Annotated in this window: 29 protein-coding genes; 6 read left to right on the top strand and 23 right to left on the bottom strand. The window is 36.6% G+C overall.

Annotated elements, in window-relative coordinates:
• Positions 1 to 50 precede the first annotated feature (50 nt).
• The 3 genes from LAU42_RS09385 to mutY form a co-directional block, all read right to left on the bottom strand.
• On the bottom strand, positions 51 to 1799 hold the full coding sequence (locus LAU42_RS09385) for an ABC transporter ATP-binding protein (RefSeq protein ID WP_224183315.1): 1749 nt from the start codon (positions 1797 to 1799) through the stop codon (positions 51 to 53).
• Between the two features lie 129 nt (positions 1800 to 1928).
• Entirely contained in the window at positions 1929 to 2480 is a 552-nt protein-coding gene (ntdP, locus tag LAU42_RS09390) for a nucleoside tri-diphosphate phosphatase (RefSeq protein WP_224183316.1), read from the bottom strand.
• 78 nt (positions 2481 to 2558) lie between these two features.
• On the bottom strand, positions 2559 to 3590 hold the full coding sequence (gene mutY / locus LAU42_RS09395) for an A/G-specific adenine glycosylase (RefSeq protein WP_224183317.1): 1032 nt from the start codon (positions 3588 to 3590) through the stop codon (positions 2559 to 2561).
• A gap of 94 nt (positions 3591 to 3684) precedes the next feature.
• Here mutY and LAU42_RS09400 point away from each other — a divergent pair, with 94 nt between their 5' ends.
• The gene (locus LAU42_RS09400) at positions 3685 to 4665 is read left to right on the top strand and encodes a metal-dependent hydrolase (protein WP_224183318.1); all 981 of its coding nucleotides are present in this window, start codon (positions 3685 to 3687) and stop codon (positions 4663 to 4665) included.
• Positions 4666 to 4722: 57 nt separating this feature from the next.
• Here the strand turns inward: LAU42_RS09400 and LAU42_RS09405 are convergent, their stop codons facing one another.
• From LAU42_RS09405 to LAU42_RS09440, 8 genes are all read right to left on the bottom strand, one after another.
• A complete protein-coding gene (locus LAU42_RS09405) occupies positions 4723 to 5493 on the bottom strand; it encodes a hypothetical protein (RefSeq protein ID WP_224183319.1) in 771 nt (256 codons plus the stop codon).
• A gap of 8 nt (positions 5494 to 5501) precedes the next feature.
• On the bottom strand, positions 5502 to 7031 hold the full coding sequence (locus LAU42_RS09410; protein ID WP_224183320.1) for an ATP-binding cassette domain-containing protein: 1530 nt from the start codon (positions 7029 to 7031) through the stop codon (positions 5502 to 5504).
• 12 nt (positions 7032 to 7043) lie between these two features.
• Positions 7044 to 7358 (bottom strand): YfhH family protein, encoded by a 315-nt coding sequence (locus tag LAU42_RS09415; protein ID WP_224183321.1) that lies wholly within the window; start codon positions 7356 to 7358, stop codon positions 7044 to 7046.
• Complete coding sequence (gene recX / locus LAU42_RS09420) at positions 7336 to 8148, bottom strand: recombination regulator RecX (RefSeq protein WP_224183322.1); 813 nt, start codon at positions 8146 to 8148, stop codon at positions 7336 to 7338. Before recX ends, LAU42_RS09415 begins: the two co-directional genes overlap by 23 nt.
• 57 nt (positions 8149 to 8205) lie before the next feature.
• Positions 8206 to 8913, bottom strand: coding sequence for a glycosyltransferase (locus LAU42_RS09425; protein ID WP_224183323.1), 708 nt, complete (start codon positions 8911 to 8913; stop codon positions 8206 to 8208).
• Between the two features lie 131 nt (positions 8914 to 9044).
• Positions 9045 to 9560, bottom strand: a complete 516-nt coding sequence (locus tag LAU42_RS09430; RefSeq protein WP_224183324.1) for a type 1 glutamine amidotransferase domain-containing protein — start codon at positions 9558 to 9560, stop codon at positions 9045 to 9047.
• 81 nt (positions 9561 to 9641) lie between these two features.
• Positions 9642 to 11018, bottom strand: coding sequence for a 23S rRNA (uracil(1939)-C(5))-methyltransferase RlmD (gene rlmD / locus LAU42_RS09435; protein WP_224183325.1), 1377 nt, complete (start codon positions 11016 to 11018; stop codon positions 9642 to 9644).
• A gap of 11 nt (positions 11019 to 11029) precedes the next feature.
• Complete coding sequence (locus LAU42_RS09440; protein ID WP_224183326.1) at positions 11030 to 11188, bottom strand: SE1561 family protein; 159 nt, start codon at positions 11186 to 11188, stop codon at positions 11030 to 11032.
• A 131-nt stretch (positions 11189 to 11319) separates the two neighbouring features.
• Here LAU42_RS09440 and yfkAB point away from each other — a divergent pair, with 131 nt between their 5' ends.
• On the top strand, positions 11320 to 12447 hold the full coding sequence (gene yfkAB / locus LAU42_RS09445) for a radical SAM/CxCxxxxC motif protein YfkAB (protein ID WP_224183327.1): 1128 nt from the start codon (positions 11320 to 11322) through the stop codon (positions 12445 to 12447).
• Positions 12448 to 12866: 419 nt separating this feature from the next.
• On the opposite strand, the gene LAU42_RS09450 is transcribed toward yfkAB, so the two are convergent.
• From LAU42_RS09450 to LAU42_RS09465, 4 genes are all read right to left on the bottom strand, one after another.
• Positions 12867 to 13385: an acyl-CoA thioesterase gene (locus LAU42_RS09450; RefSeq protein ID WP_478337312.1), complete on the bottom strand. Its 519-nt coding sequence runs from the start codon at positions 13383 to 13385 to the stop codon at positions 12867 to 12869.
• A 90-nt stretch (positions 13386 to 13475) separates the two neighbouring features.
• Positions 13476 to 13649 (bottom strand): hypothetical protein, encoded by a 174-nt coding sequence (locus tag LAU42_RS09455; protein WP_224183329.1) that lies wholly within the window; start codon positions 13647 to 13649, stop codon positions 13476 to 13478.
• A gap of 55 nt (positions 13650 to 13704) precedes the next feature.
• Entirely contained in the window at positions 13705 to 14937 is a 1233-nt protein-coding gene (locus LAU42_RS09460) for an aminopeptidase (protein ID WP_224183330.1), read from the bottom strand.
• 11 nt (positions 14938 to 14948) lie between these two features.
• The gene (locus LAU42_RS09465) at positions 14949 to 15146 is read right to left on the bottom strand and encodes a DUF1128 family protein (RefSeq protein ID WP_224183331.1); all 198 of its coding nucleotides are present in this window, start codon (positions 15144 to 15146) and stop codon (positions 14949 to 14951) included.
• A gap of 174 nt (positions 15147 to 15320) precedes the next feature.
• Here LAU42_RS09465 and LAU42_RS09470 point away from each other — a divergent pair, with 174 nt between their 5' ends.
• From LAU42_RS09470 to LAU42_RS09480, 3 genes are read left to right on the top strand one after another with little or no spacing between them, the layout of a single operon-like run.
• Entirely contained in the window at positions 15321 to 15626 is a 306-nt protein-coding gene (locus tag LAU42_RS09470; protein ID WP_224183332.1) for a YtxH domain-containing protein, read from the top strand.
• Between the two features lie 24 nt (positions 15627 to 15650).
• A complete protein-coding gene (locus LAU42_RS09475; RefSeq protein ID WP_224183333.1) occupies positions 15651 to 16679 on the top strand; it encodes a YihY/virulence factor BrkB family protein in 1029 nt (342 codons plus the stop codon).
• 19 nt (positions 16680 to 16698) lie between these two features.
• Positions 16699 to 17274: a beta-class carbonic anhydrase gene (locus LAU42_RS09480; protein ID WP_224183334.1), complete on the top strand. Its 576-nt coding sequence runs from the start codon at positions 16699 to 16701 to the stop codon at positions 17272 to 17274.
• Between the two features lie 42 nt (positions 17275 to 17316).
• Here LAU42_RS09480 and LAU42_RS09485 read toward each other — a convergent pair whose 3' ends face one another.
• The 5 genes from LAU42_RS09485 to map all read right to left on the bottom strand — a co-directional run bounded on the left by LAU42_RS09485 (position 17317) and on the right by map (position 20869).
• Positions 17317 to 17940 (bottom strand): response regulator transcription factor, encoded by a 624-nt coding sequence (locus LAU42_RS09485; RefSeq protein WP_224183335.1) that lies wholly within the window; start codon positions 17938 to 17940, stop codon positions 17317 to 17319.
• Between the two features lies 1 nt (position 17941).
• Entirely contained in the window at positions 17942 to 18961 is a 1020-nt protein-coding gene (locus LAU42_RS09490; protein WP_210152085.1) for a sensor histidine kinase, read from the bottom strand.
• Complete coding sequence (gene liaF, locus LAU42_RS09495) at positions 18958 to 19653, bottom strand: cell wall-active antibiotics response protein LiaF (protein WP_224183336.1); 696 nt, start codon at positions 19651 to 19653, stop codon at positions 18958 to 18960. Before liaF ends, LAU42_RS09490 begins: the two co-directional genes overlap by 4 nt.
• 12 nt (positions 19654 to 19665) lie before the next feature.
• Positions 19666 to 20019 (bottom strand): hypothetical protein, encoded by a 354-nt coding sequence (locus LAU42_RS09500; RefSeq protein ID WP_224183337.1) that lies wholly within the window; start codon positions 20017 to 20019, stop codon positions 19666 to 19668.
• A gap of 94 nt (positions 20020 to 20113) precedes the next feature.
• A complete protein-coding gene (gene map / locus LAU42_RS09505) occupies positions 20114 to 20869 on the bottom strand; it encodes a type I methionyl aminopeptidase (RefSeq protein ID WP_224183338.1) in 756 nt (251 codons plus the stop codon).
• A 124-nt stretch (positions 20870 to 20993) separates the two neighbouring features.
• Here map and LAU42_RS09510 point away from each other — a divergent pair, with 124 nt between their 5' ends.
• On the top strand, positions 20994 to 21983 hold the full coding sequence (locus tag LAU42_RS09510) for an FUSC family protein (RefSeq protein ID WP_224183339.1): 990 nt from the start codon (positions 20994 to 20996) through the stop codon (positions 21981 to 21983).
• Between the two features lie 148 nt (positions 21984 to 22131).
• Here the strand turns inward: LAU42_RS09510 and ric are convergent, their stop codons facing one another.
• From ric to murT, 3 genes are all read right to left on the bottom strand, one after another.
• Positions 22132 to 22806 carry an iron-sulfur cluster repair di-iron protein gene (gene ric, locus LAU42_RS09515; RefSeq protein ID WP_224183340.1) on the bottom strand — a complete coding sequence of 225 codons (675 nt, stop codon included), beginning with the start codon at positions 22804 to 22806 and terminating at the stop codon, positions 22132 to 22134.
• A 193-nt stretch (positions 22807 to 22999) separates the two neighbouring features.
• Entirely contained in the window at positions 23000 to 23725 is a 726-nt protein-coding gene (gene gatD, locus LAU42_RS09520; RefSeq protein ID WP_224183341.1) for a lipid II isoglutaminyl synthase subunit GatD, read from the bottom strand.
• A complete protein-coding gene (murT, locus tag LAU42_RS09525) occupies positions 23722 to 25038 on the bottom strand; it encodes a lipid II isoglutaminyl synthase subunit MurT (protein ID WP_224183342.1) in 1317 nt (438 codons plus the stop codon). Before murT ends, gatD begins: the two co-directional genes overlap by 4 nt.
• Between the last annotated feature and the right edge of the window lie 31 nt (positions 25039 to 25069).

Raw genomic sequence — 25069 nt, forward strand, 5'->3', positions numbered from 1 at the left:
TAATACAAAGAGGATAGTGCCGCTATACATTTCACAAATTCATATACATGTTACTCAACAGCATCTAAATTCTGAATAGAATATAAGTTGTAATAATGAGACTGATTTTGCATCAACGTTTGATGCGTTCCCATCTCAACAATTTCACCGTTTTGAATAACGACAATTTTATCAGCATGTGTAATTGTAGAGAGACGATGCGCAACGATTACTGTTGTTCTATCTTGAGAAAGTGACTCTAATGCTTCCTGGATAACTGCTTCACTTTCGAGGTCGAGTGCACTTGTCGCTTCATCAAGAATTAAAATCGGTGGATTTTTAAGGAATACTCGAGAAATTGCAACACGTTGCTTCTGCCCACCGGATAGTTTCACACCTCGTTCACCGACTTCTGTATCATATCCGTCAGGCAGACTCATAATAAAGTCATGTGCATTCGCAAGCTTCGCTGCCCGAATCATCTCTTCTTCAGTTGCACCAGGTTTACCGAGTAATATATTATTGCGAATCGATTCAGAGAACAATATATTATCCTGCATGACCATACCAATTTGTGTACGTAAACTTTCAAGCGTGAAGTCTTTAATCGGATGATGATCTACTGTAATTTCACCTTCAGTAACATCGTAAAATCTAGGTATAAGACTGATCATCGTCGACTTACCTCCACCACTCATACCAACAAAGGCAACAGTTTCACCACTTTTAATATTTAAGTTGATGTTGTGTAATACTTCTTCGTCCCCTTTATTATATTTGAAACCGACATTTTGGAACGTTATATCACCGTGCGCAATACGAATATCACGTGCGTGCTTACTATTTTCAATATCATATGGCTCATCAAACAACTGGAACATACGATCCATTGACGCCAAACTTTGTGTAAGTGTCGTTGACGAACTCACAAGTCTGCGCAGCGGTCCATATAAACGATCGAGATATGCAATAAACGCAGCAAGCGCTCCGACTGTCAAATCTCCACCTACAACTTGCCATGCACCAAAGCCGACAACGAGTAATGGTCCGATATCTGTAATCGTATTAATAACTGCGAAACTTTTCGCATTCCATCTCGTATGGTTCATCGCTTTCGTTAAGAAGTTCTTATTGCGTTTATCAAAACGTTTGTTTTCCTCTTCTTCTATCGCGAACGTTTTTATTAATGTCATACCTTGCACACGTTCATGCAGGAATCCCTGTACTTCTGCAAGTGATTGACTACGCTCACGCGTAAGCTTACGTAGATTTCCGAAGAAGTAATACACGCTGTACATATAAAACGGAAAAACGATTAATGACACAAGCGTCAATTTAACATCCATCATGAACATAATAACTAACGCGATAATAATCGTAACGAGATCCAGCCATACATTCATCAATCCCGTAATAATAAAATCTTTCGTTGATTCTACGTCGTTTATAACACGTGAGATGACTTCACCTACTTTATTATTCGCATAAAACCTTACACTCAATGCCTGCAAGTGGTTATAGAGTTTCTTACGTATATCATATAAAATTTTATTGCTCGTCCACTGCGCCAGGTATTGTCTGAAGTATTCTACCGGCGGACGTATTACTGTAAAGATAAATCCAAACAGTAGTAACGCATGTACTAATGCTTCTTTCTTCTCAGCAACTGACATCGATGCATTGTTTATCACATCATCGATGACATATTTAATTAATAACGGAATTAACAGCGGTATTCCAAACTTTAATATTCCGATAAGTATCGTTAACATAATTAACATCGTATATGGTTTAACGAACTTCATATAACGTTTTAACATAAATTTCTCCTCTAATCCTTCATATTTCAACTTTAATCACTGTAACAAAAAAACGAACAATGCAGAAAACTTAACACATTTTCTTAACATCGTTCGGATTTGACTACATTAACAACTTCATTTGCATCATTAATCTTCGCTGATTCTCTTTTGATAATGAAATCTTTCCTGCCAGACTTTTATAAAGTCCGGGGCAAATGGTCCTTTCTTTCTTTCAATCCATTGTTGCAAAATGTCAACGTTTCGCCTCAGGATCAAATCTATCTCTTTCGGATAGTTCATCTGTTTCATATGCTGCTGATATTCATCTTCATCAAGCAAATGATATTTACCGTTCGGATATACTTTAATATCCAGATCATAGTCAATATACTTAATTGCTTCGTTATCGCATACGAACGGTGAAGATAAGTTGCAGTAGTAATACACCCCATCTTCACGGAACATGCAGATGACGTTGAACCAGTACTCTGCATGAAAGTAAACAATCGCGGGTTCTCTTGTTACCCATGTACGACCATCACTTTCAGTTACAAGCGTTCTGTTATTCCCTCCGATAATGACATGATTTGTTCCCTTTAAAATCGTTGTTTCGGACCAGATTCTGTGAATTTTACCATTATGTTTATAACTTTGAATCTGCATATTCTGGCCTTCTTTTGGTATGGATTCTTTGACCATGTTCCACACCACCTATATTTAGTATTTGCATTTTAAATTATAACATAACTTTTTTCACATTTAACCTATTTCAACTCATCATTTTTCATCAACATACTTTTTGAAGATTTTTGTCATGGAAACAGGGAAATTGTATCCCTCTTTCTCGCGTATCTCGATGAAATTTGTTTCATCAACCGAACCGATTGCAACTGCTTTATAAACATCCATATGCCACGTCAAATGTGTAAATTGATGCTTTAATGACATAAAGGGTGTCGATTCGATATGGAGCGCCATATTTAATTCCTCTTCAATCGTATCTGGATGTGTGTCGATATGAAACATCGGGAACTGCCACATCGATTGCAGTAAACCACTATCTGGTCGTCTTTCGATATAAATCTTGTCATTCTTTTCAATAACGAGCACTTTATAATGTTCCGTCTGTTTTTTTATTTTCTTCAGTTTAACCGGACGCTCAGTTACATTTCCTTCCACATAACTTTCACAATGAGACATCACCGGACAGAACAGGCATAACGGCGCTTTCGGTGTGCATACTGTCGCACCGAGTTCCATTAATGCTTCATTAAAATCACCTGCAGCATCAGGCATTACACGCATAACTTTCTGTTCAAAGTGACGGCGTGCAGCAGGTTTCGATATATCAAAGTCATCATTATCAAGTCGTGAGAATACACGATATACATTGCCGTCAACAGCCGGTACTTTATGATTAAAGGCAATACTCATGACAGCCCCTTGTGTGTATGGACCGACACCTTTTAGTTTCAGAAATGTTTCAGGGTCACTTGGGACAACGCCGTTATATGTATCGCGCACTTCACGCACTGCACTATGGAAATTTCTAATACGTGAATAATAGCCGAGCCCTTCCCAATACTTTGATACTTCATCAATCTCTGCATGCGCTAACGTCTCAATATTAGGGAAACGTTCAATAAACTTTAAATAATACGGACGTACTGTATTCACCTGCGTCTGTTGAAGCATCACTTCCGATAACCAGATTTTGTACGGGTCTTTCGTTTCTCTCCACGGCATTTCTCTTTTATTGTTATAAAACCAGTCAAGCAGGTGCTTACTGAAGTTAGAATTATCTTTCATTATGTACCTCGTTTATAAAAATTTAAATAATAAGTATGAAATATTTCTCAATAACAAACTTTCATTTATAATGTAATTGAAAGGAATGATACTTATGGATACTGCCACTCATGTCGTGATGGGCGTTGCGCTCGCTGGTTTATCTACAATTGATCCTGCTGTAACTTCGATGTATCCTGCAGTTGTAACAACTGTCATGATCGGTTCACAAATACCAGACATCGATACTGTCCTTAAACTACGCAATAATGCTGTATATATCACACACCATAGAGGAATAACGCACTCCATTCCGTTTACAATATTATGGCCGATACTGCTAACCATTATCATGATGATGGTATTCCACGTCGATGCCCCGCTGCACTTATGGTTATGGGCACAAATTGCAGTCTTTCTGCACGTGTTTGTTGATATATTCAACTCATACGGGACTCAGGCACTGCGACCATTAACGAAAAAATGGATACAGATTGGCATTATTAATACATTTGATCCATTCATCTTCGTAACACATATTATAGCGATTTTCTTATGGTATATCGGCTTTAATCCAGTGTATACATTCGGCAGTCTATATTTAATCCTTATTGTCTACTATATCATTCGTCGTATATTGCAACAAACGATTAAGAAAAACGTCCTTATGCGTATCCCGAAAGATGAAACGGTTATTAAAACTTTCGTAGCACCTACGATTAAGTTTTTCGAATGGCGCATCGCAGTTCAGACTGATAAATACGATTATATCGGACGTAGCTATAAAGGCAGTGTTCATTTCAGTGACCGCTTCGTAAATAAGGAACTGCCAGAAAGAACGATTATGCAGTACGCAAAGGATGATAAAAACTTGCGCGCATTTTTGAGTTTCAGTTCAATTTATCGTTACACAGTTAAAGAAACAACTACCGGTTATGAACTCCGATTTATCGATTTAAGATATTTGAAGGACGGCCATTATTCATTCGTTGCCATTTTAAGTCTTGATAACAGCTATCACGTTACACATAGTTATACTGGATGGGTGTTCTCAGAAGGTAAACTTCAGAAGAAACTGGAAAAAGGAAAATTATAAATAATAGGGCGTTGCATCTATCTAGATGCAACGCCCTATTAATTATTCATATCGTTCTTATTTATTAACGTTTATCTCGTCCTTTAATATCGTAAATAAATAATCAAACCAAATATAGACGATGACGAGTTCAAAAATAAAAATAACTTGTGACGGTAAATTTAAAAATGCATTTGCGCCAAACAAAGTACTTTCCTGTACACCATTAATAATAAAATTAAACGGATTTAATTTAAGAATATTCACTAATAAGTCAGGTAAATTACCTGGCACCCATAACACAGGAGTTGTAACTAAAATAAATGCGAGTAGCACACCGATAATCCACTGTACATTTTTCGTTAAATATCCCATTAATGCAATTATCGTACAAATAGGCATCAGCAATATAATCGCCATTATTACAAAGAACAAACTACAAAATATATTTGTTGTAATCTCAATCTTATTACTTAATGCAATAAGCAGTAAAATGATGTATGAGATTAAGAATATCAATACAAAGTTTACGATTTGCACAGTGATTAAAACATAGCTCGGCATATTCGTAATGTTCAGCACGTAACCTCTCGTTTTCAAAGTTTTCATCGCATAATATATTGAACAACTAATACACATAAACATTAAATAGCCACTTAACTGCCAGACACGAGTAATCTTTTCAATCGGTAAGCTTTCGGTAATGTTCATAAATAGAAACACCACAGCAATGATAAAGATATTCAGCCCTAGCCACATTGCGTATATTTTTTGGTTGTAATATATTTCGAGCAGTGCATTTTTTAATATGTGCGGAATATATTTTATTGAAAGATAAATTTCATTCATGTAAACACCTACATCTTAATAATCAGCCATTCATTGTTGCTGAAGTCAGCAATTGCGTAGCCGTTATCTAATTTTATAATCCATTGATCCGTGTTAATCTTATACTTCTGCTTTAACTTATCTTTATTGACCATTGGAAAACTGATACCATTTAGTACATCATTATCATTGAAATGCAAATATATATCATTTTTCGTAAGTTTTATTTTAAATCGGTCATTTGATTCCGGGTAAAGCTCACTGTTGATGACTTTATGAGACTTTCCGAGGTAACCGTTGAAAAACTCTCTATAATTTGCATAATTGCCATACATATAGTCTTCCAGATCATTAAATGTATATTCATCATAAAGTGCTGCAGGGTTAATATACGTAATATCCTGTTTCGCAACTTCAAGCGTTTTCTTCTGATAGTCGACTTTATACGTCTTATCACCGATACTTGAAATCGTCAAAGTGATGCCTGCTGGTAACTTCACTGAGTTGTCACCTTTAAGCGTCATTTCTTTATTCGTTACACCTATTGCATACTTCTCACGAAACTCTGAAGTTGTCTTTTCTACAATCCCTTTTTCATCGGCTGCAACTTCTGTTTGTCGCATACCAATATCATTAATCAGTAATAAGAACATGACAGTGATACCGAGCAAAAGCATTAACGTTGACATTAATGTGCGTTGTAACGTCTCATCGAAGATTGCGCCACCGTACTTTTTAATTCTGCTCAGCTTTTCATCTTTATCATGATTTAAACTGCGTGACATGCGCATCTGTAAATCGAACAGCTCTCGTTCTTCATCTGTTCGACAGCTTTTATAATCACTTACATAATTTTTATACTGCGGTAGTACTTCAGATGGCATACCAGACTTCTTCACCTGTCCGTGACTCATCCAAGTTATATAGTTCGCACGTGATTCTATTAATTCCATATTTGAGTCTATTAAAACGATTGCACGCTGTTCTTTTTTAAACATATCGATAACCATATGGAACTTCTCTTTGAAATTGTCATCCATATATTGATAAAGCTCATCAAAGATAATCACATCAGGCTTAATAAAGTATGCGAGACTTACGAGTAGTTTCGTACGTTCTTCCGTCGTTAAATCCTGTATTGCTACTTTCTCTTTTCCTTCTAATTCAGCAAATATAACGACACGTTTTCGACGTTCATTATATTCACTGAGCGGCAGATTATATGTAAGAAATATCGACTCAATGAGTTGCCTTACAGATGAAACACCTTCAAATATATGATTATGACTTGCAAGAAACGTTAAATATTCATTTTTGACACGGCCGCTATTTGGCTCTACTACTTTCGCCATCAGCTTCCCGATTATAGACTTTCCTGAGTTCGGTAATCCAACTAAAGCAAGAATTTCACCACGATAGAGATGAATTGTCACGTCCTTAACTTCTACGATATGATTTTTAGACTCAGGTAACATAAAGTCACGGAATTTCTGAAAACCACTGACTTGTCGAAAGTACTTCGTTACATTGAGCAACCTCACTAAAATTTCACTTGTCATGATTGATTCTCCTTATAATTGTAACAGCGCAAGCGGGATACCTTCTTCTTCAACACTACCGCCGAGTCTGAATCCCCATGCAAACACACCTTTAACACGGTCTACTTTAAAGTATGCACGTTCATTACCAATAAGTGCATATACTTTTCCTGGCTGCACTTTCGTTGCATCTACTAAGTAACTTTCTGCAATTAATGCTTTTCGCATCCATACTTCATATTCATTCACAACACCCATCATTTCAGCTTTACGCGCTTTCTCACGGTAGTCTGCTGTTATTTGCTGTAATTCATGTGGTGTCATTTCAATCAGTTTCTTCTCGTCCACTTAAACCACTATCCTTTATTTTAGTCATGATATCATCATACTGAAAACCTTTTTGCATTAAACTCTGAATTACTTTCTGACTCAGTATAAACCCTTCATGTTTACGTGCAAGTCGCGTTACTGTTTTCTCAAATGCTTTATCAAGTGCGATATCGCTTGTTTTTAGTTTAACATTTTTCATCGCATCATTTGCAATATCCAAATTATAACCTTTTTGAATAAGAGTTTGAATAACTTTCTGTTCTATCATTTTTGCGGATTGTTTCTTTTCATATTTCTTCATTACTTTTTGCGAAATTTTATCAATACGTTCTGACGTAACAAGCAATTCAAACTGATGCTGATACTTATCGATAATCGCTTGCTCAACCCCTAATTGCTTAAGTGTCTGAGCGAATATAACCGGTCCTTTATCTGTCGTATTTATTAAAGTGTTCATATAGCTTTTCGCATAATCTTCATGATCGATATATTTGTTTTCCTTACAGTATTGTATAACGCTGTCAACCACTTCAGCCCTTACTTCGCATTTATTTAAGTATTCCCTTACTTCAAGCTCTGTACGTTTCTTATATGATAAGTAGTTCAGTGCATTGTTGATTGCAACGCGATATCCATCATACTCACCGATATTTCTTAAATCTTCATCAGATAAGATTAGATCCTTCCTTAAATTGAAATGTACGTACGTTGCTGCGTCAATACCCGCAAAGAAGTTACCGTTAATATACAGGTTAAATCTATCTTTATTATTTTTCTGCACTTCAATTTTAGTTATTTTATGTTCCATACAACGCCTCCATCATAAATAAAAGGATATGAGACGTATCCCATACCCTTCATTATATTATAATCCAGCCAATGCTTCATTATATTGTGCTCTGTTTATCACATTCTGTTCAAGCATCTTTTCCAATGTAAACTTTGTTCTTGATTTAAGCGCAACATCATGTGTGTAATCGTCAATCTGATAAATCGATGGTGCATTGATTGCACTCGCTAATAGTGCACTTTGCAATACAGTTACTTGCGGATAATATGCATTACTCACATGCGTACTCGTATTGAAATAATAGTTTGCCGCATCTTCTACAGAATACAGATTATCTCCGAAATAAATTGTATTTAAGTAATAGCTTAATATTTGTTCTTTAGAATATTGATGCTCAATGCGTTTTGCAACTACAACTTCTTTAATCTTTCTGGAGATAGATTTCTCGTTATTAAAAAAATATGTTTTCACCAGTTGCTGCGTAATCGTACTACCGCCTTGTGAGGCTTCTCCATTTTTTAATGAAACAAATATTGCACGCGTTGTACCGAGAAAAGATACACCGCTATGCTTATAAAAACGCTTATCTTCTAATGCCACAAACGCACCTGTTAAATGTTTTGGCATACTGTCTGCTGACACGAATGTCTGTTTCTGTTCGATAGATTTTAAATCATCGATATTAACGCGATAACCTTGAAATACATTAAAACCGATATAAAATAGTAATATTAAAAACGGGATTAATAATATGGATAAACATCCACAACCTCTTCTCTTCATTCGTTCACCTCTTCATAAATATCATATCATCACATTTATAGATTAGGAACGAATAAAGGTGAGAAATGAGTAAAATCAATCTTAAGACCGAGAAAGGAGACACCTTATTTCAGATGTCTCCCGTTACATAATTATTTAAGTAAGTTTACTGATTCTCTATTAAAGTCTTCTAAATCATCAGGTGTACGTGACGTTACGATATTTGAATCGACTACTACAGATTCATCAACTACTGTTGCACCAGCGTTTTCTAAATCTTTGCGCACTGATAAGTAACTTGTCACTTTCTTACCTTTCAGTAAGTCCGTATCGATTAATAACTGTGGCCCGTGACAAATTGCAAATACCGGTTTTTCGTTCTGTACGAAATGTTTCGTAAATTCACCGAAACGGCCCTTTTCATCTCCACGTAACATATCAGGTGAAAATCCACCAGGGATAAGCAACGCATCGAAATCTTCAGGTTTTACGTCACTAATTGCTTTATCGATCTGTACTTCTGTATTTTCAGACTTCCCTGTTACAGTACCTACTTTTTTACCGATAACCGTAACTTTATGTCCTTCTTTCTTAAACGCCTCAACTGGGCTCGTAAATTCTACATCTTCAAATAAATTGTCTAATACTACTGCGATTTTCTTAGTCATAAATAAATCCTCCTAAAATCGTTATAGTATTATTTACCCTTATGAATTTAAGTTAAACAAAAAAAGCAGTGCTTATATGCACTACTTTAATCGTCTCTTTCGCGTAAGCTTAACAACCGCTTCAACTTGTGCAGTTTGCGGGAACATATCAACAGGCTGAATGTATTCTACCTGGAATGCTTTCGTTAAATGCGCTAAGTCTTTTGCTAATGTTGAAGGGTTACAACTCGTATAAACGAATGTCTTCGGTTTAATTTCGTTGATTAATTTAATCGTCTCTTCTGAAAGCCCGGTTCTCGGAGGGTCAACAGTAATCACATCCGGATAGAAACCTTCTTCAATCCATTCATTTAATTTCTCTGATGCATCCCCGATTTCAAACTTACAGTTATCCGCACCGTTTAATGTCGCATTATAAATTGCGTTTACGATACCGTCTTCGTTCGTATCCATACCGCGAACTTCTTTCGCATTATGTGCTAACCAGATACCAATTGTACCTGTTCCACAAAACGCATCAACAACATTTTCATGACCTGTAAGTGCAGCTGCATCGCGTACTTCATTATATAATACGACAGTCTGTCTTGGGTTTAACTGGAAGAAACTTTCTGCTGATAAATCATAAATGTGATCCTGTAACTGCTCACGAATCGTTTCAACTCCAGCAATAACAATCGTTTCATCACCCATAACGATAGATGTTTTCTCCGTATTAATATTTAATGCTACACTTTTAACACCTGGTAAACGCATTACACGTTCTGCTAATAAGTCCTGCTTTTTTAAGTGACGTGTATTCGTAACGAACACGACCTGAATCTCACCTGTAGCAAGCGCTACACGTGTAACGATATGGCGTACACCTTTTTCGCGCATCGGATTTTTACATGCATCAATATTAAGTTCACTCATAATCTTCTTCACTTCATTCGTCGTATGCATCGTACGATTATCCTGAACGATACATTCATGTAGATCGATTAATGTATTCGAGTGCTCCTTATATAATCCTGCACGCACTTTACGTCCCGTCTTCTCTACAGGGAATTGATTTTTATTTCTGTACGTATAAGGGTTATGCATCCCCTTAACGTCTTTAACTTTATCTAACTTCACGTGTGGAGCATACTTCGTTAAAGCATCTTCAACAATCTGTTTCTTATACTTCAGCTGCCCACGGTATGAAAGATGCTGCAGTTGACACCCACCGCATAGATCAAACACGTTACATTTTGGTTTTACGCGCTCATGAGACTTTTCGCGTATTTTAACCATCTTCGCCTGTAAATATTTCGGATTAATATCCGTTACTTGTGCAACAATCACTTCTCCTGGTAATGCACCTTTAACAAACGTAATCTTACGTTTAAAGTAACCAATACCTTCACCGTTGATACCGAGTCTCTTAATTGTTAAAGGAAACTGCTGACCGACTTTTACTTGTATATCTGTCATATATAATCTCCTTATTGTTTAATTGATTTAACCTTTGCTTCTAACTGATCAAGTAAAGCTAACCACTCATCGATATCCTGAATATCTGTCGTTTCCGGGTCTACTGAATCAATCGTCTCCATAAAGTCATTTAATTTCACTTTAATTTCTTCTAAAGAATCTTTCGTCATAATGTACTCCTTTTTATTCTATGAATGTATTCATTATGTAACAGATTATAGAAACTTTCAATGTATTTGTTGACAACAATATTTACACGTTCATAATAGTAATCGGACAATATATGGAAAGAAGGCTTGTTATGATAGTCACAAAAGATAAAATTTCAATTCACAATGACCCGTGGGAAGCATACAATGACGTGGAAAAATTCGGTGAAACGAAGTTATCTAATATAGAATTTACGACAACAACATTATGCAATATGCGCTGTGCACATTGTGCTGTCGGGTATACGTTACAACTCAAGGATCCAGATACAATTGATATGACGACGATACTTAAACGTTTAGATGAAGTTGAACATTTATCGACGTTAAGCATAACTGGTGGCGAACCGATGTTCTCTAAAAAATCGATTAAAGAGACCGTAACCCCTATACTTGAATATGCTAAGTCACGCGGTATCTATACACAGATGAACTCAAACTTAACGATTAACTATGACCGCTATGAACCATTAATCGATTTAATAGATGTGATGCATATTTCTCATAACTGGGGAACGATCGATGAATTTGCAGAAGTTGGCTTTCACGTTATGGATAAAAAACCGCCACTTAAAGCACGTTATAAACTGTATGAACAAATTATAGAAAACTCTAGAAAATTATCAGAAGCGGGCATGTTCGTCTCAGCAGAAACGATGCTGAATAAAAGCACACTACCTTATTTGGAGAAAATTCATAAAGAAATTGTTAATGATATGAAATGTGCGCGACATGAAGTACACCCGATGTATCCTTCAGACTTTGCAAGTGACTTAAATGTATTAACAATAGAAGAAACGAAAGCTGCAATTAGGCAATTATTGTCATTCAGAGATGAAAATACGTGGATGTTATTCGGTACACTACCGATATTACCATGCTCTTTAAACAGTGATGATCAGGCATTTTTAAATGAAGTGCGTCAAGCGAAAAATGTCACAGTCCGTAACGACCCTGATGGACGTTCAAGACTGAATGTCAATGTATTTACCGGGGATGTTATTGTGACAGACTTCGGTGATGAAACAGGCACGATTGAGAATATTATCGATACGCCACTTCAGACTGTATACGATAAATGGAAAAACAGTGCACTCAATCAGACGATTAACTGTCACTGCCCGAAAGTGAAATGTCTCGGTCCGAACTTACTCGTGAAGAACATGTATTATCCTGATGTTGACTTTAAAGCTAACGAAAAACGAATGCACGAACAATAGAAATTAAAAATCACGTGAAGCAGCATGCTTTACGTGATTTTTTGTTGCGCTTGTTTTGATGAGTAGCCGTTTGGCGGACACTCGTGATGTTATTTCTGCACGAGTGTCACTTTTTGGGACACTCAGCATGCATTTTCTGTGCGAGTGTCACTTTTTGGGACACTCAGCATAGATTTTATGCGCGAGTGTCACTTTTTGGGACACTCAGACTGCATTTTATGCGCGAGTGTCGCTTTTTGGGACACTCAGCATGCATTTTCTGCACGAGTGTCACTTTTTGGGACACTCAGCATGCATTTTATGCGCGAGTGTCACTTTTTGGGACACTCAGCATGCATTTTATGCGCGAGTGTCACTTTTTGGGACACTCAGACTGCATTTTATGCGCGAGTGTCACTTTTTGGGACACTCACTCCATACTATATCGTTAAATTATTCGAGAAAAACTGGTGCAAATCTTTACTCTTACTGCGACGTGCTTTACGTACTTGTGCACGTTCCTTGCCTGTTTCATTCAGCCATACTTGATCTTCCGTTTCAGCAAAAACTTCTGGTACCATTACCGGGTGATTGTTTTCATCAAGCGCAACAAACGTCAGGAAACTTATTGCAGCCAAGTGTTTACTCTCCTTCAATGTATTCTCAGCTATGACTTTTACACACACTTCTAACGATGACGTACCGGTATACGTAACTAACGCAACCATCGACACGATTTCTCCTGGTCGAATCGGCTGCAGAAAATCTACTGAATCAGTACTCGCCGTCACGACTGAGCGTCCACAATGTCTTGTCGCTGCAATACTTGCTACGTCATCAATCATGGCCATCAGCTTACCACCGAACAACGTATTATGATGATTAGTATCCGACGGGAAGATTTGTTGTGTTTTTACCGTTCTTGAAGCACTCATAGATTTTTTTAATCGTTCACTCATATTCATTCCCCATTCTTATATAGTCCACAATATTATATCAAAAAAATAAAGAGGATTCGGAAATTTAATCCGAAATCCTCTTAAATATTATTAGTGAACGTCATCAGCAAAGACTTTCTTCTCTAACGCTTCCTCTGGTGTATCAACAATATCCGCTTCTCTTGAATCAAACGCTTTAATTAAGAACATCATTAAAACGCCACCAAACGCGAAAATAGCAAAGATAAACGCAATAAGTACAAACCACATCATAGCTACTGACATGTCCATCCTCCTCTTAAACCATTAATAATATAATTCTACCACTTTATTTACTAAATTAAAACGCCCAATTTCCGTTTACAAAAATCTCTTCTTCGTTACCTTCTTTTGTAACACCGTAAATATTCATTTCTGCTGAGCCAATCATAAAGTCCTCATGTGTAATAGAGTTATTCAGTCCGGCTTGTGCAAGACCTGACTCATCAAGTTCCTTGCCACCTTCCAGACAGAACGGATAAGCTGAACCTAACGCTAAGTGGCATGATGCATTCTCATCAAATAATGTGTTGTAGTATAAAATTTTAGAGTTTGAAATTGGTGAGTCATGTGGCACTAGTGCTACTTCACCAAGATACTTCGCGGCATCATCCGTATTCAGTAATCCTTCTAAAATGTCCTGACCTGTTTCTGCTGTAAAGTCCACAACTTTACCATCTTTAAATGTTAATTTAAAGTTATCGATAATATTTCCACCATAGCTTAGTGGCAGTGTACTTGATACGTATCCATTTACTTTGTCTTTATGTGGCACTGTAAATACTTCTTCAGTCGGCATATTCGCCATAAACTGAATGCCATCCTTATTGATGCTTGATGCGCCGCACCAAATATGTCCTTCAGGCAACCCTACTTCAAGGTCTGTGCCAGGTGCTTTATATCGCAGTGCAGCATATTTTTTATTGTTTAAGTAATCAGCTTTACTGTGCAGATTATCATTATGTGCAGTCCATGCTGCTACAGGGTCTTCACTATTCATACGTACGCTATCTAAAATTGCATCTAACAATTTTTCGAATGCTTTATCTTCATCCAGTTCCGGGAACACTAATTTTGCCCATGCTTTTGATGGATATGCTGCAACTGTCCAGCTAAACTGATCCGACTGCATCATCTTCATATAATCTTTAAATGCTGTACCATATGCTTTCATATTCGCTGAAACTTTATCTGAATCTGCATCCTTCAAGTTTTCAGGGCTTGATGAAATAAGTGCAAGTTGTGCTGCATAGTCATTAGCATAATCCATACGCTCATCTACTAAGTATTGCGGTACAAATTCAAAACTTTCTTTAGAACGATACTTAAAGTTAAGCTGCGTTAATTTATCATCTGTATAATGTACCTTTACGTCACTTGCCCCTACTTCATATGCTGATTCTACTACAAGATGTACGAAATCTTTCGCATCAACAGTTGCACGAATAAACACACGTTGATCCGGTTGAACATTCATTCCTACTTTTACGAGTAATGCTGCATATTGTTTTAATTGCTCTTCTTTGTATAACATTGATATCCCCCTTATTTTCTTAAACTACCAAGCGCATCAGTTAATGCTGACATTTCACTCGGTGAGAATGTATCGCGTTTTTTCACCATTTCATAAATTTCTGTTAGTTCTTCCATCTTATTATCATCGATAGACTCCGGCTTAATTACTCCGATATTAACGAGTTTTAATTTCTTTACGATTTCATCAATCATTTCTGCTTTTGTCATAGGACACCTCTTTATTAGATTCATTACTTACATATTTTATCAAACTATTCTTAACTTTAAAAATAATAATTTCCACTTTTTTAATTGTATTGGTTTATCATTACTACATTTTGGCTATATAATAATTAATAAGTGCGATATGCACATTTCTTATATTTGAGAGGAGAATATATTATGAAAAACAAATTAGTACCGGCAGTTATCGCAGGTGCAGTTATCGGTGCTGCAGTATCAATGGCTGACAGAAAGACGCGTAACTCAGTTAAGAACACAGTTTCAAACACGAAACAAAATGGTATTACACCTAAAGCATCAACTAAAGATAAAGTAACGAACTTAAAAGATGAATTACTCTACTGGAAAGAAACTATCGACGAAATTCGTCGTAATAATCCAGAGTTAGAACGCGCAATCTTAGATGCGAAAGATACATTCATCGAAAAGCGTAACCAGAAGAAAATTTCAGGTCCAAACGGATAATTCAATATAATTAGAGGTGAAATTATGTCTAAAGACAATAAAAGTAACTCTAAATTTCTGACTCAGGCTGCTAAAGGTCCTGAGTCTAATAATTTAGAGGTAGAAAACAAAAACGTACTGTCAAACGAGGATGAACAGTACGTTAATAACCAACGCTTTAAATCGAAACAATCAAAGAAAGATAACGAAACGCTTTACGTTTCAAAAATTAATAAGCCAGCTAAGTATAAACATAATGGTAGTTTTTTAAGCAAACTATTATTCAGAATCGGTAAAGATGACGCAGCAGGATTATCAGCACAATTAGCTTACTACTTCTTACTGTCTTTATTCCCAATGCTGATTTTCTTATTAACATTAGTCCCGCTCTTTAAAGTGTCACCTGAAACGATTACGAATATGATCGCTAAAAACGCACCAGGTGAAACAGCGAAGATGATTACTGACGTTATTACTGACGTTACGAGTAATGCTAACGGCGGATTACTATCATTCGGTTTAATTGCGGCACTTTGGTCAGCATCAAACGGTATGACAGCATTAATGAATGCATTCAACGTATCATATGAAGTTGAAGATGCCAGAAATCCAATTGTCGCTAAATTACTCAGTGTATTATTCACAGTAATTATGGTGCTTGTATTCGGTGTAGCACTTGCATTACCAGTATTCGGGGAGCAGATTGGTAACTATTTATTCGGTCAGTTCGGATTAGAATCTCAGTTTAAATGGGTATTCTCATTACTGAAAGTTGTATTACCATTAATCATTACATTTATCGTATTTACAACATTATATGCAATTGCGCCGAACATTAAATTACAAATGAAATCTGTATTGCCAGGTGCATTATTTGCAACGATTGCATGGATTGGTGCAAGTTTCTTATTCGGATACTATGTAAGTAACTTTGGTAACTACTCTAAAACATATGGCAGTATCGGAGGAATCATCGTCCTAATGTTATGGTTATATTTAACAGGATTTATCATTATTATTGGTTCACAGATTAATGCTATAATTCATGAAAAGAAACTATCATCTAATCAATAATAATGAAAGAGGGATAACATTGACTTTATTATCTAGCATGCTTGAATACAACAAGAAATTCGTGGAAAACAAAGATTATGCACAGTATGAGACTTCTAAAGTACCTGATATGAAAGCCGTACTCCTTACATGTATGGATACGAGATTACAGGAGTTATCTACGAAAGCACTAGGACTGAAAAACGGTGACGTGAAAACAGTTAAAAACGCTGGCGCTACAATTACACACCCGTATGGTTCTACGATGCGTAGTTTACTTGTCGGCATTTATGCATTAGGTGCTGAAGAGATTATTATTATGGGTCATAAAGATTGCGGGATGGGTGGTCTTGACGTTGATAAAGTGAAATCAACAATGTTAGAACGTGGTATTAAACAAGAAGTGATGGATACAATTATTCATTCTGGTATCGACGTTGATCATTTCTTAAGTGGATTTAATGATGTAAATGAAAACGTACGTGAAAACGTAAAGATGGTTTATAATCACCCATTGTTTGACCGTTCAGTCCCTGTTCATGGAATTGTAATTGAGCCGCATACAGGTGAAGTTGAGCTTTTAATAAATGGATATGACAATGTAGAGCGTAAATAAAAAAGAGTGAAAAGTGTTGAGAATAACACTTTTCACTCTTTTTTATTCTATTAAGTCATGCTGAAATGCATAAATAACGGCCTGAGTTCTATCTTGTACTTCAAGTTTGCTCAGTATATTACTCACATGTGTTTTCACCGTTTTAATCGTAATATGACTAGCATCCGCGATTTCCTGATTCGAATATCCTTTAGCAATCAGTAACAGTATTTCTTTCTCGCGCTCTGTTAACATGTCATGCAATTCTGCTTTCTGGTTCATACGCGCGCGCATCTTCATCATCACTTCTTTTTCAAATACAGACTCACCTTGATACGTTTTAATGATTGCATCTCTTATTTCTTCAGCACTACTCGTCTTTAATATGTAACTATCCACACCGACGTCCAGTGCACGATATACTTCTTTATCTTCTATAAAGCTAGTGAGCATTACTACTTTCACGTTTGGCATTTGTGATTTTATTTGAGCTGTCGCTTCAATCCCGTCCATCTCATTCATCACCATGTCCATCAGTACAACGTCCGGTTTAAGTTGTAACGTCTTCTCTATTCCCTCTTTACCGTTTGATGCTTCTCCTACAATTTCAATGCCTTCTTGCATCGATAAATAACTCGATATTCCGATTCTGACCATTTCATGATCATCTACAAATATTACACGCATGTTATGCCTCCTCTAATGGCACTTTCACTTCTATACGAGTGCCTGACTGTGGTGCTGATACTATTTGAAATGTCCCGCCAATTTCGAGTGCTCGTTCTTTCATCGTATTAAGTCCGTATCTTGAATCATCGACGCGTTCTACATCGAATCCTTTTCCGTCATCGCTTAATCTGAGAATGACTTTATTCCCTGCTTTAAACAGTTCGATAACAATTTGTGTCGCTTCAGCGTGTCTTAACGTATTAGATATAGATTCCTGAGCGATTCTAAACAGATGGTCCTCCACACCTTTTTCAAGCTGTATGTCTTCGATATCAGATGTGATGTTTAGTGGTATCTTCTGTTTCAGTTCTTTTAATAGTTGCTGAATACCTTCTTCAAGCGTTCTGTTTTTCAGGCCGATTGGTCGTAAATGTAATAACAGTGCACGCATTTCAAGTTGCGTTTCACGAAGCATCTTGTCCAGTAATTCAAGCTGCGATTTTACTTTTTCTTCATGAGTACCTGATTTAAGTGCAGATAACATCATAGATGCTGCGAACAATTGCTGACTGACTGAATCGTGCAGCTCTCGTGCAAGTCTTTGACGTTCTTCTTCTACGATTTGTTTTACTGTCTCTTCGTTCAATTTATGGACGTCGTTTGTAACAAGTTGATTCTGTCGTTTTATATTTGCCATTGATGTACTCACTTCGTTAATAGCATGCAGTACGTCAATGACTTCAATGTTCTGATCAATTGCAGTATTGATCTCTACACCGTCTTCAATTTGTTCGATTTCATTTTTAATGAGCATGAGTTGTTCATTTTGTCTATAAGCAACGATGGAGCCCATAATAATACATGCCAGTATGACGGTCACATTTAAAAACAAAAATGCAGGTACGCCGACAATTTGTGTGTACAGCATCCCTTGAAAATATATAATGTTGACGAATATTCGGTCTAATATAAAGAACACGACTGCTAAACTGTATACGAGTATCAGCATTGTTCCGATCATTTTCGTATAATTGTTCATCGGTACTGCACCTCGAGATCTCCAACGATTGATGATACGAACAGTTTAATCTCGACGTTGTTTGCATACTTCTCAGTTTCGTATACGACACGTTCATTACGCGCTTTTTTTACATAGTGTTCTTTAAAGTTGAGCTGTCCATATAGCGTTGTATAATCTACCTTCACCTGATAACGGTGTGGTACTGTAATTGTCGTTTTACCTATTGCATTGCGAATTACAATGATATTCGTCTGCTTTAAGTTCGCCGCTTGTGTCAGATCAATATCCATATCACCGACAAAGTGCTGTAAATTCATATCTTCAAACTTATATACTTTATCAGGTGTTGACTGAAAACTGAGCAGCGATTGTTTATGAATAGACATACTATTGTCATTCGTCTGGATGACTTTCATCGGTTGTTTTTTATAGATGATATATCGAATAGCTACAATAACGATAAACAAGAAGATGACAATTAAAGTATACGGATTGGATAACATACCGAATAACAGCATAATAACCCCTATCCATAAAATAATCAGTCCTCTTAAATTTTCTTTCATCATTGTACTAAAGTAAATCATCAGTAAACCTGCAGTAATGACGAGTAACATCCCGATTTTTACGAAGAAAATATAATATATATTAGAAAGTAATATTAACGTGAAGAATGCTATTAACATTTCTGAATTGACAATTTGCTTCAAAGCGTCACATCCTTAAGATTTAACTTGTGATAGTAATACGATTTCATACTGTATATTTTGCTTCTCTATATCTAAATTTGCAAGTAATTGTTCAATTTCATCGATTTCTCCATCGATTTCGTTAATGCGTTCGATTAACGGTTTGCGATTATTATGTAATTTATTCGTTTGTTTCGTTTCGATACCATCAAGTGCTTCCTGTACTTCAATACGCTCTGATGATAATCGGTTGATTTCATTCATTTTCATACTTTTAAGCAGATTAATATCTGTTAGTTTTTTATAACTTGCAGCAATATGCATAAACACTGTATTTTCAACACATTTTTTTACTGTCTTATTGAGATGAGATTTAATATTTAACATATTACATTCCTCCAGCCATTATTACTTTCATTATAAAAAAATTCCAGAACCACTATAAGCGGCTCTGGAACGATTCTCATCTCAGACTTTAGGACTAGTCCTCTAACTTTGTCAGGAATAAAGGTCCTTCTTGTGTTACAACAATCGTATGTTCAATTTGTGCGACAAAACTTTTATCTTTCGTTTCAAAAGCCCATTCATCCTTACCATCAGTAACAATTGTTGCCTTTGAAGAAATAAATGGCTCAACTGCAAGTACCATTCCTTCTTTAAGCAGTACTTTATCCATTGGATCATAATAGTTCATAATATGCTTCGGCTCTTCATGCAAGCTTTTACCGATACCATGACCTGTTAAGTTTTTAATAACAGTAAGCCCGTTCTTGCGCGCCGTTGCATTTACTGCACGGCCAATATTGCTAAGTTTTGCGCCTGGTTTAATCTTCGTCATCGCTTCATTAAATGCCATCTCAGCAACATCGATTACTTTTTGTTTCATAGGATTCGTTGATTCACCTACGACAAATGAAATGCCCGTATCTGCATAATAACCATCTTTACATCCTGAGACGTCAATATTTACTAAGTCACCTTCATTAATGACACGCGTACCTGGAATACCATGTGCGACTTCTTCATTCACACTAATGCACGTATAGCCCGGGAAGTCATATTCTGTAATCGGCGCGCTCTTTGCGTCATACTTTTCAAATAATTCCTTAGCGATATTATCAAGCTCTTTCGTTGTCATACCTGGCTTTGCAGCTTTCTTCATTGTTTCACGAATTTCAGCGCAAATCTTACCGATTGCCTGTAATCCTTCTAAGTCTTGTTTTGATTTTATGATCATAATAATCTCTTCTTTCAGTTTAATTTAAGGATATGTATTGATTATAGTGTATAAATTCAATATCATATATTCATCACTGTTTATTATAACAGACTCAAACTATTACACAATTGGAATGATTACAATGAAAATTAATTGGTTCAAGAAAATAATCGGTGCAAGAACGATTAAAACAGGACTTGCAACATTTTTAACAGCTTTAATATGTCAATTATTGAATTTACCTGCAATCTTTGCGGTAATAACATCTATCGTTTCAATTGAACCGACTGCCCGTGCCTCACTGAAAAAAGCATTCATCAGATTTCCTGCATCAATACTCGGTGCATTTATCGCAGTTACAAGCACATACTTTTTAGGTGATTCTCCACTGAGCTATAGTATCGCTGCAACTGTGACGATATTTGTGTGCTATAAACTGAAACTTTATGACGGTTTACTCGTAGCAAGCCTTACAGCCGTTGCGATGGTACCGAACATACATCAGGACTTCGCGTATAACTTTTTCTCTCGACTTGCTACAACAACAATCGGTTTAACGACAGCTGGTATCGTAAACTTCTTCGTTATGCCGCCGAAGTATCATATACAGATTGCACAACTGTTAGATGCGCTGGAATCTAAGTTAATGACGATGCTATCATTACGTGCAACTGAAATTAATTCAGGATTATCAGATTTAAGTGGTGCAATTCCATTTGTAGAGGAATCGAATAAACTGATCAATAAAATCGATACGTTGCTGCAATACCAGAAAGAAGAGCTACAATTTCATGAAGACAAAGCAATTAAATATGAAATAACACAGTTAAAACACCGTCTTGATGTTAACCGTCTCATCCAGCTACATGTGAGTCAGATGATTTTATTGCCGGATGGAACACATTTCACGTTAACAGTTCAGGAAAAAGAAGCTCTGAATCATTTAGTGAATGCCTTCAAACAGTTTGGAGAAAATCGTACATATACACCGGACAGAAAGTCACTCAGCTTACTGAAGATGAGTGTCAAACATTTAACGGAGTTCGATGATAATCAGATGCGCAGTCACTACATATATGAAATACTGATGATTAATAGATTACTAATGGATCACCCGAATAAAGTGAAATAAAATACGGAACGCCTCGTTACAGGCGTTCCGTATTTTTATTGGGAGGATATTATATATGAATGGCCGAGGGGTTGGACATTCATGAATACTATTTTTGTTTGTGAGTGTCACTTTTTGGGACACTCACACCCGCATCCACAGACCAAACTTAAAGTCTTTCAAATAATACATTATTTTCAAGGTGTACATGCTGGAATGTCTCTCGTTCAAGCATTGCTAATCGCTGATAAACGACTCTGTATGTTCCACATGCATCGACTGGTGGTGTAAAATCATTCGTAATTTCACGAAGTCGTTTAAGCACATCTCCTGCACCGTCATGCTCACTTTCAAGTTCATCGATATGCGGTTGTAGCTGAGCGCGCAACTCTTCTGTCGGATTGTCACTGTACTCTATAATTAACGGGAATACATTGTCATCTTCGTCTTTCGTATGTTCAATCAGCTCATCTCTTAACTTCATCACTAATGTCTTCATTTCAATTAAATGTGGATGACGCTCCCCGTGCACTTTCGCCACTTTCGTAACGTAAGGCATTAAGTTTCTGAACTCTTCTTCGAGCGGTTTATGATATTTATTCTGAATGTAGTTAATCAAACTTCTGTTATCTAAATATTGTACATCTAATCCGTCGCTTGATCCGTTGTCCAGTTGGTTAATTTCTTCGAGTAGTGCTTCAATCGGCGCGCTCTTTTCATGTACTGCTTCACTTAGCGGAATATCACCTCCGCAACAAAAGTCAATTCGATTTTTTCTGAATATGTCCGCAGCTTTAGGTAATTGTTTAACGATATCTGATACTTTCATATTTGCTGTAATCATGATCATCACTCCGGTTTATTATTTAATACATCTTTATTATACACTTCAAAGATATATTTTAAATACACCTTTAAGATTGTTCTTTATTTTGTCACAAAGATAAACTCGGTAGTGACAAAATAAAAACACGATGCAGAAAATTATCATTTCCACATCGTGCGTTTATTTATAGCATCTCGCTACATAATTTCCATTACTTTTCTTCGAGTAATCTTCTTACAATTACTTGTTTTGCCGCTTCTTCGCGCACATTATCAAGTGCTATTTCCGGGAACTCTATACCTTTACGCTCACATGCAGCGCGCAATAAATAGTCCGTAATTTCGTGGTTCTTCGGTAATATCGGCCCGTGCAAATATGTTCCTAATAAGTTTTTATAATGCAGGCCTTCTTCCTTATCTTCATCGTTGTTTCCAAAACCACTTACGACACGGCCAAGCGTTCCATAATTATGATACGTTCTTCCGCCGTGATTCTCAAATCCTACAATTTGTCCGAATGTATCTGACTCAATAACGATATTACCGACTAAACGTTCCGGTTTCGATTGTGTATAAAAGTCTAATATATTCAGTCCACGTAATTCCTGGCCATCAGGTGTAATATACTTCTCGCCGAGGAACTGGTATCCTCCGCAAATCGTGAGCGCTGGCATACCATCTTCTATCGCCGCTTTAAAGTCATCTTTCACACGGAATAAATCATCCGTTGCAATTTTCTGTTCACGATCACTTCCACCGCCAATAAACAATATGTCCGCATCGCTAATTTTAATGCCCGCAGTTGTATTGATGTCCGTTACGTTTACTTCTAAACCGCGCCATGCTGCGCGTTTTTTAAGTGCAATTATATTTCCGATATCGCCATATAAATTGAGTTTATCCGGCATAAAATGAAATATTTCTATCGCTTTACTCATTCATTATGCCCTCCTTCAAAATGTGCTGTAAGTGTTTGATGCATCGGTTCAAGCGATGTATAGTTCGGGATACATACTGTATATTCCGGTCGCTCCAGCACTTTCTTCGTTGCACGTTTAATATCCTGGTCCACATCTACTGTCGCATTAATTTCTGCATACTTCAGTCTAAGCGCGATTTCTTCTGCGCGATTCCCTGTACACATAATATAAGATATGTCCTGTCTGGATAACTTCTCAAAATCAGCATCCCATATCCATGAAATATCTCTACCGTCTGCACCATTATCATTCAGACTGATAATATAGCTTTTAGCGCCTTCAATCTTCTCTCCTACTGAAAGGCTTGCATTAAGACCTGCAGGATTTTTCGCAAGATTAATAATTGCCAACTTATTCCCTTTATTAAAGCGCTGCATACGTCCATTATCTGAATGGTACGTACTGAAACCTTTTTGAATTGAAGCATCATTTAATCCTAACTCACGTAACACACTGTATGCCGCGATAATGTTATACACATTAAAGTCTCCGGCGATCTGCATATTAAATGTATAACCATTAATGACAGGATTTAAAAATGGGTTTTCAGTTAAAGCTTCAACCTCATACTTCGGTTGTTCACGTTTAAAGCCACACGTACAGTGATAATGGCCAATCTGATTATAATGAATCCAGTCATATGACAACATTTTCCCACAGTTTGGACAATATTTACTTTCGATCATCGAACTTTCTTCAAATGTATGTGCATGACTTTTCATGCCGTAATATACAACATGGTCACTTGCAATCTTTAAGCGTGACACGAACGGATCATCTGCATTTAATATAAGTTCAATACCTTTTCCTTTAATATTGTCAGCGATGCGATCCACTAAAATGTCAATCTCACCGAAACGGTCCATCTGATCACGGAAGAAGTTCGTAAAAACCATCTTCGTCGGTGTCATTTCATTTAAGACGCGTGGAATAGAACCTTCATCGATTTCAATGATGGCAAGCTTCGTATGTTTAGAAGACTGCACGATAAAGCTAGAAGTAATCCCTGCAGCCATATTTGCACCTTCAGTATTATGAATAATCGGAACTCCGTTTTTCTTTAATGTATGTCCGATTAAATTACTCGTTGTCGTCTTACCGTTAGTCCCTGAGATAAACACTACTTCATCGACTTGTGCGCTTAATTTTCTTAATATATCTGAATCTATTTTACGAGCGATTTGACCTGGTAAGTCCGTACCACGTTTACCCGCCATGATACTTAATTTTCTTGCAACTTTCGCAACATTTATAGCAGCAAATTTTTTCATACGTACCTCCTTATTTCAACACTTCATTATA

The sequence above is a fragment of the Macrococcus armenti genome, from assembly GCF_020097135.1.
In the GTDB taxonomy this organism is placed as follows: Bacteria; Bacillota; Bacilli; order Staphylococcales; family Staphylococcaceae; genus Macrococcoides; species Macrococcoides armenti.

Excerpts from the sequence above, each read along its gene's own strand:
- LAU42_RS09385 (WP_224183315.1), bottom strand. The coding sequence starts at position 1,799 with ATGTTAAAACGTTATATGAAGTTCGTTAAACCATATACGATGTTAATT.
- ntdP (WP_224183316.1), bottom strand. The coding sequence starts at position 2,480 with ATGGTCAAAGAATCCATACCAAAAGAAGGCCAGAATATGCAGATTCAA.
- mutY (WP_224183317.1), bottom strand. The coding sequence starts at position 3,590 with ATGAAAGATAATTCTAACTTCAGTAAGCACCTGCTTGACTGGTTTTAT.
- LAU42_RS09400 (WP_224183318.1), top strand. The coding sequence starts at position 3,685 with ATGGATACTGCCACTCATGTCGTGATGGGCGTTGCGCTCGCTGGTTTA.
- LAU42_RS09405 (WP_224183319.1), bottom strand. The coding sequence starts at position 5,493 with ATGAATGAAATTTATCTTTCAATAAAATATATTCCGCACATATTAAAA.
- LAU42_RS09410 (WP_224183320.1), bottom strand. The coding sequence starts at position 7,031 with ATGACAAGTGAAATTTTAGTGAGGTTGCTCAATGTAACGAAGTACTTT.
- recX (WP_224183322.1), bottom strand. The coding sequence starts at position 8,148 with ATGGAACATAAAATAACTAAAATTGAAGTGCAGAAAAATAATAAAGAT.
- LAU42_RS09425 (WP_224183323.1), bottom strand. The coding sequence starts at position 8,913 with ATGAAGAGAAGAGGTTGTGGATGTTTATCCATATTATTAATCCCGTTT.
- LAU42_RS09430 (WP_224183324.1), bottom strand. The coding sequence starts at position 9,560 with ATGACTAAGAAAATCGCAGTAGTATTAGACAATTTATTTGAAGATGTA.
- rlmD (WP_224183325.1), bottom strand. The coding sequence starts at position 11,018 with ATGACAGATATACAAGTAAAAGTCGGTCAGCAGTTTCCTTTAACAATT.
- LAU42_RS09440 (WP_224183326.1), bottom strand. The coding sequence starts at position 11,188 with ATGACGAAAGATTCTTTAGAAGAAATTAAAGTGAAATTAAATGACTTT.
- yfkAB (WP_224183327.1), top strand. The coding sequence starts at position 11,320 with ATGATAGTCACAAAAGATAAAATTTCAATTCACAATGACCCGTGGGAA.
- LAU42_RS09450 (WP_478337312.1), bottom strand. The coding sequence starts at position 13,385 with ATGAGTGAACGATTAAAAAAATCTATGAGTGCTTCAAGAACGGTAAAA.
- LAU42_RS09455 (WP_224183329.1), bottom strand. The coding sequence starts at position 13,649 with ATGTCAGTAGCTATGATGTGGTTTGTACTTATTGCGTTTATCTTTGCT.
- LAU42_RS09460 (WP_224183330.1), bottom strand. The coding sequence starts at position 14,937 with ATGTTATACAAAGAAGAGCAATTAAAACAATATGCAGCATTACTCGTA.
- LAU42_RS09465 (WP_224183331.1), bottom strand. The coding sequence starts at position 15,146 with ATGACAAAAGCAGAAATGATTGATGAAATCGTAAAGAAATTAAAACTC.
- LAU42_RS09470 (WP_224183332.1), top strand. The coding sequence starts at position 15,321 with ATGAAAAACAAATTAGTACCGGCAGTTATCGCAGGTGCAGTTATCGGT.
- LAU42_RS09475 (WP_224183333.1), top strand. The coding sequence starts at position 15,651 with ATGTCTAAAGACAATAAAAGTAACTCTAAATTTCTGACTCAGGCTGCT.
- LAU42_RS09485 (WP_224183335.1), bottom strand. The coding sequence starts at position 17,940 with ATGCGTGTAATATTTGTAGATGATCATGAAATGGTCAGAATCGGAATA.
- LAU42_RS09490 (WP_210152085.1), bottom strand. The coding sequence starts at position 18,961 with ATGAACAATTATACGAAAATGATCGGAACAATGCTGATACTCGTATAC.
- LAU42_RS09500 (WP_224183337.1), bottom strand. The coding sequence starts at position 20,019 with ATGTTAAATATTAAATCTCATCTCAATAAGACAGTAAAAAAATGTGTT.
- map (WP_224183338.1), bottom strand. The coding sequence starts at position 20,869 with ATGATCATAAAATCAAAACAAGACTTAGAAGGATTACAGGCAATCGGT.
- LAU42_RS09510 (WP_224183339.1), top strand. The coding sequence starts at position 20,994 with ATGAAAATTAATTGGTTCAAGAAAATAATCGGTGCAAGAACGATTAAA.
- ric (WP_224183340.1), bottom strand. The coding sequence starts at position 22,806 with ATGATTACAGCAAATATGAAAGTATCAGATATCGTTAAACAATTACCT.
- gatD (WP_224183341.1), bottom strand. The coding sequence starts at position 23,725 with ATGAGTAAAGCGATAGAAATATTTCATTTTATGCCGGATAAACTCAAT.
- murT (WP_224183342.1), bottom strand. The coding sequence starts at position 25,038 with ATGAAAAAATTTGCTGCTATAAATGTTGCGAAAGTTGCAAGAAAATTA.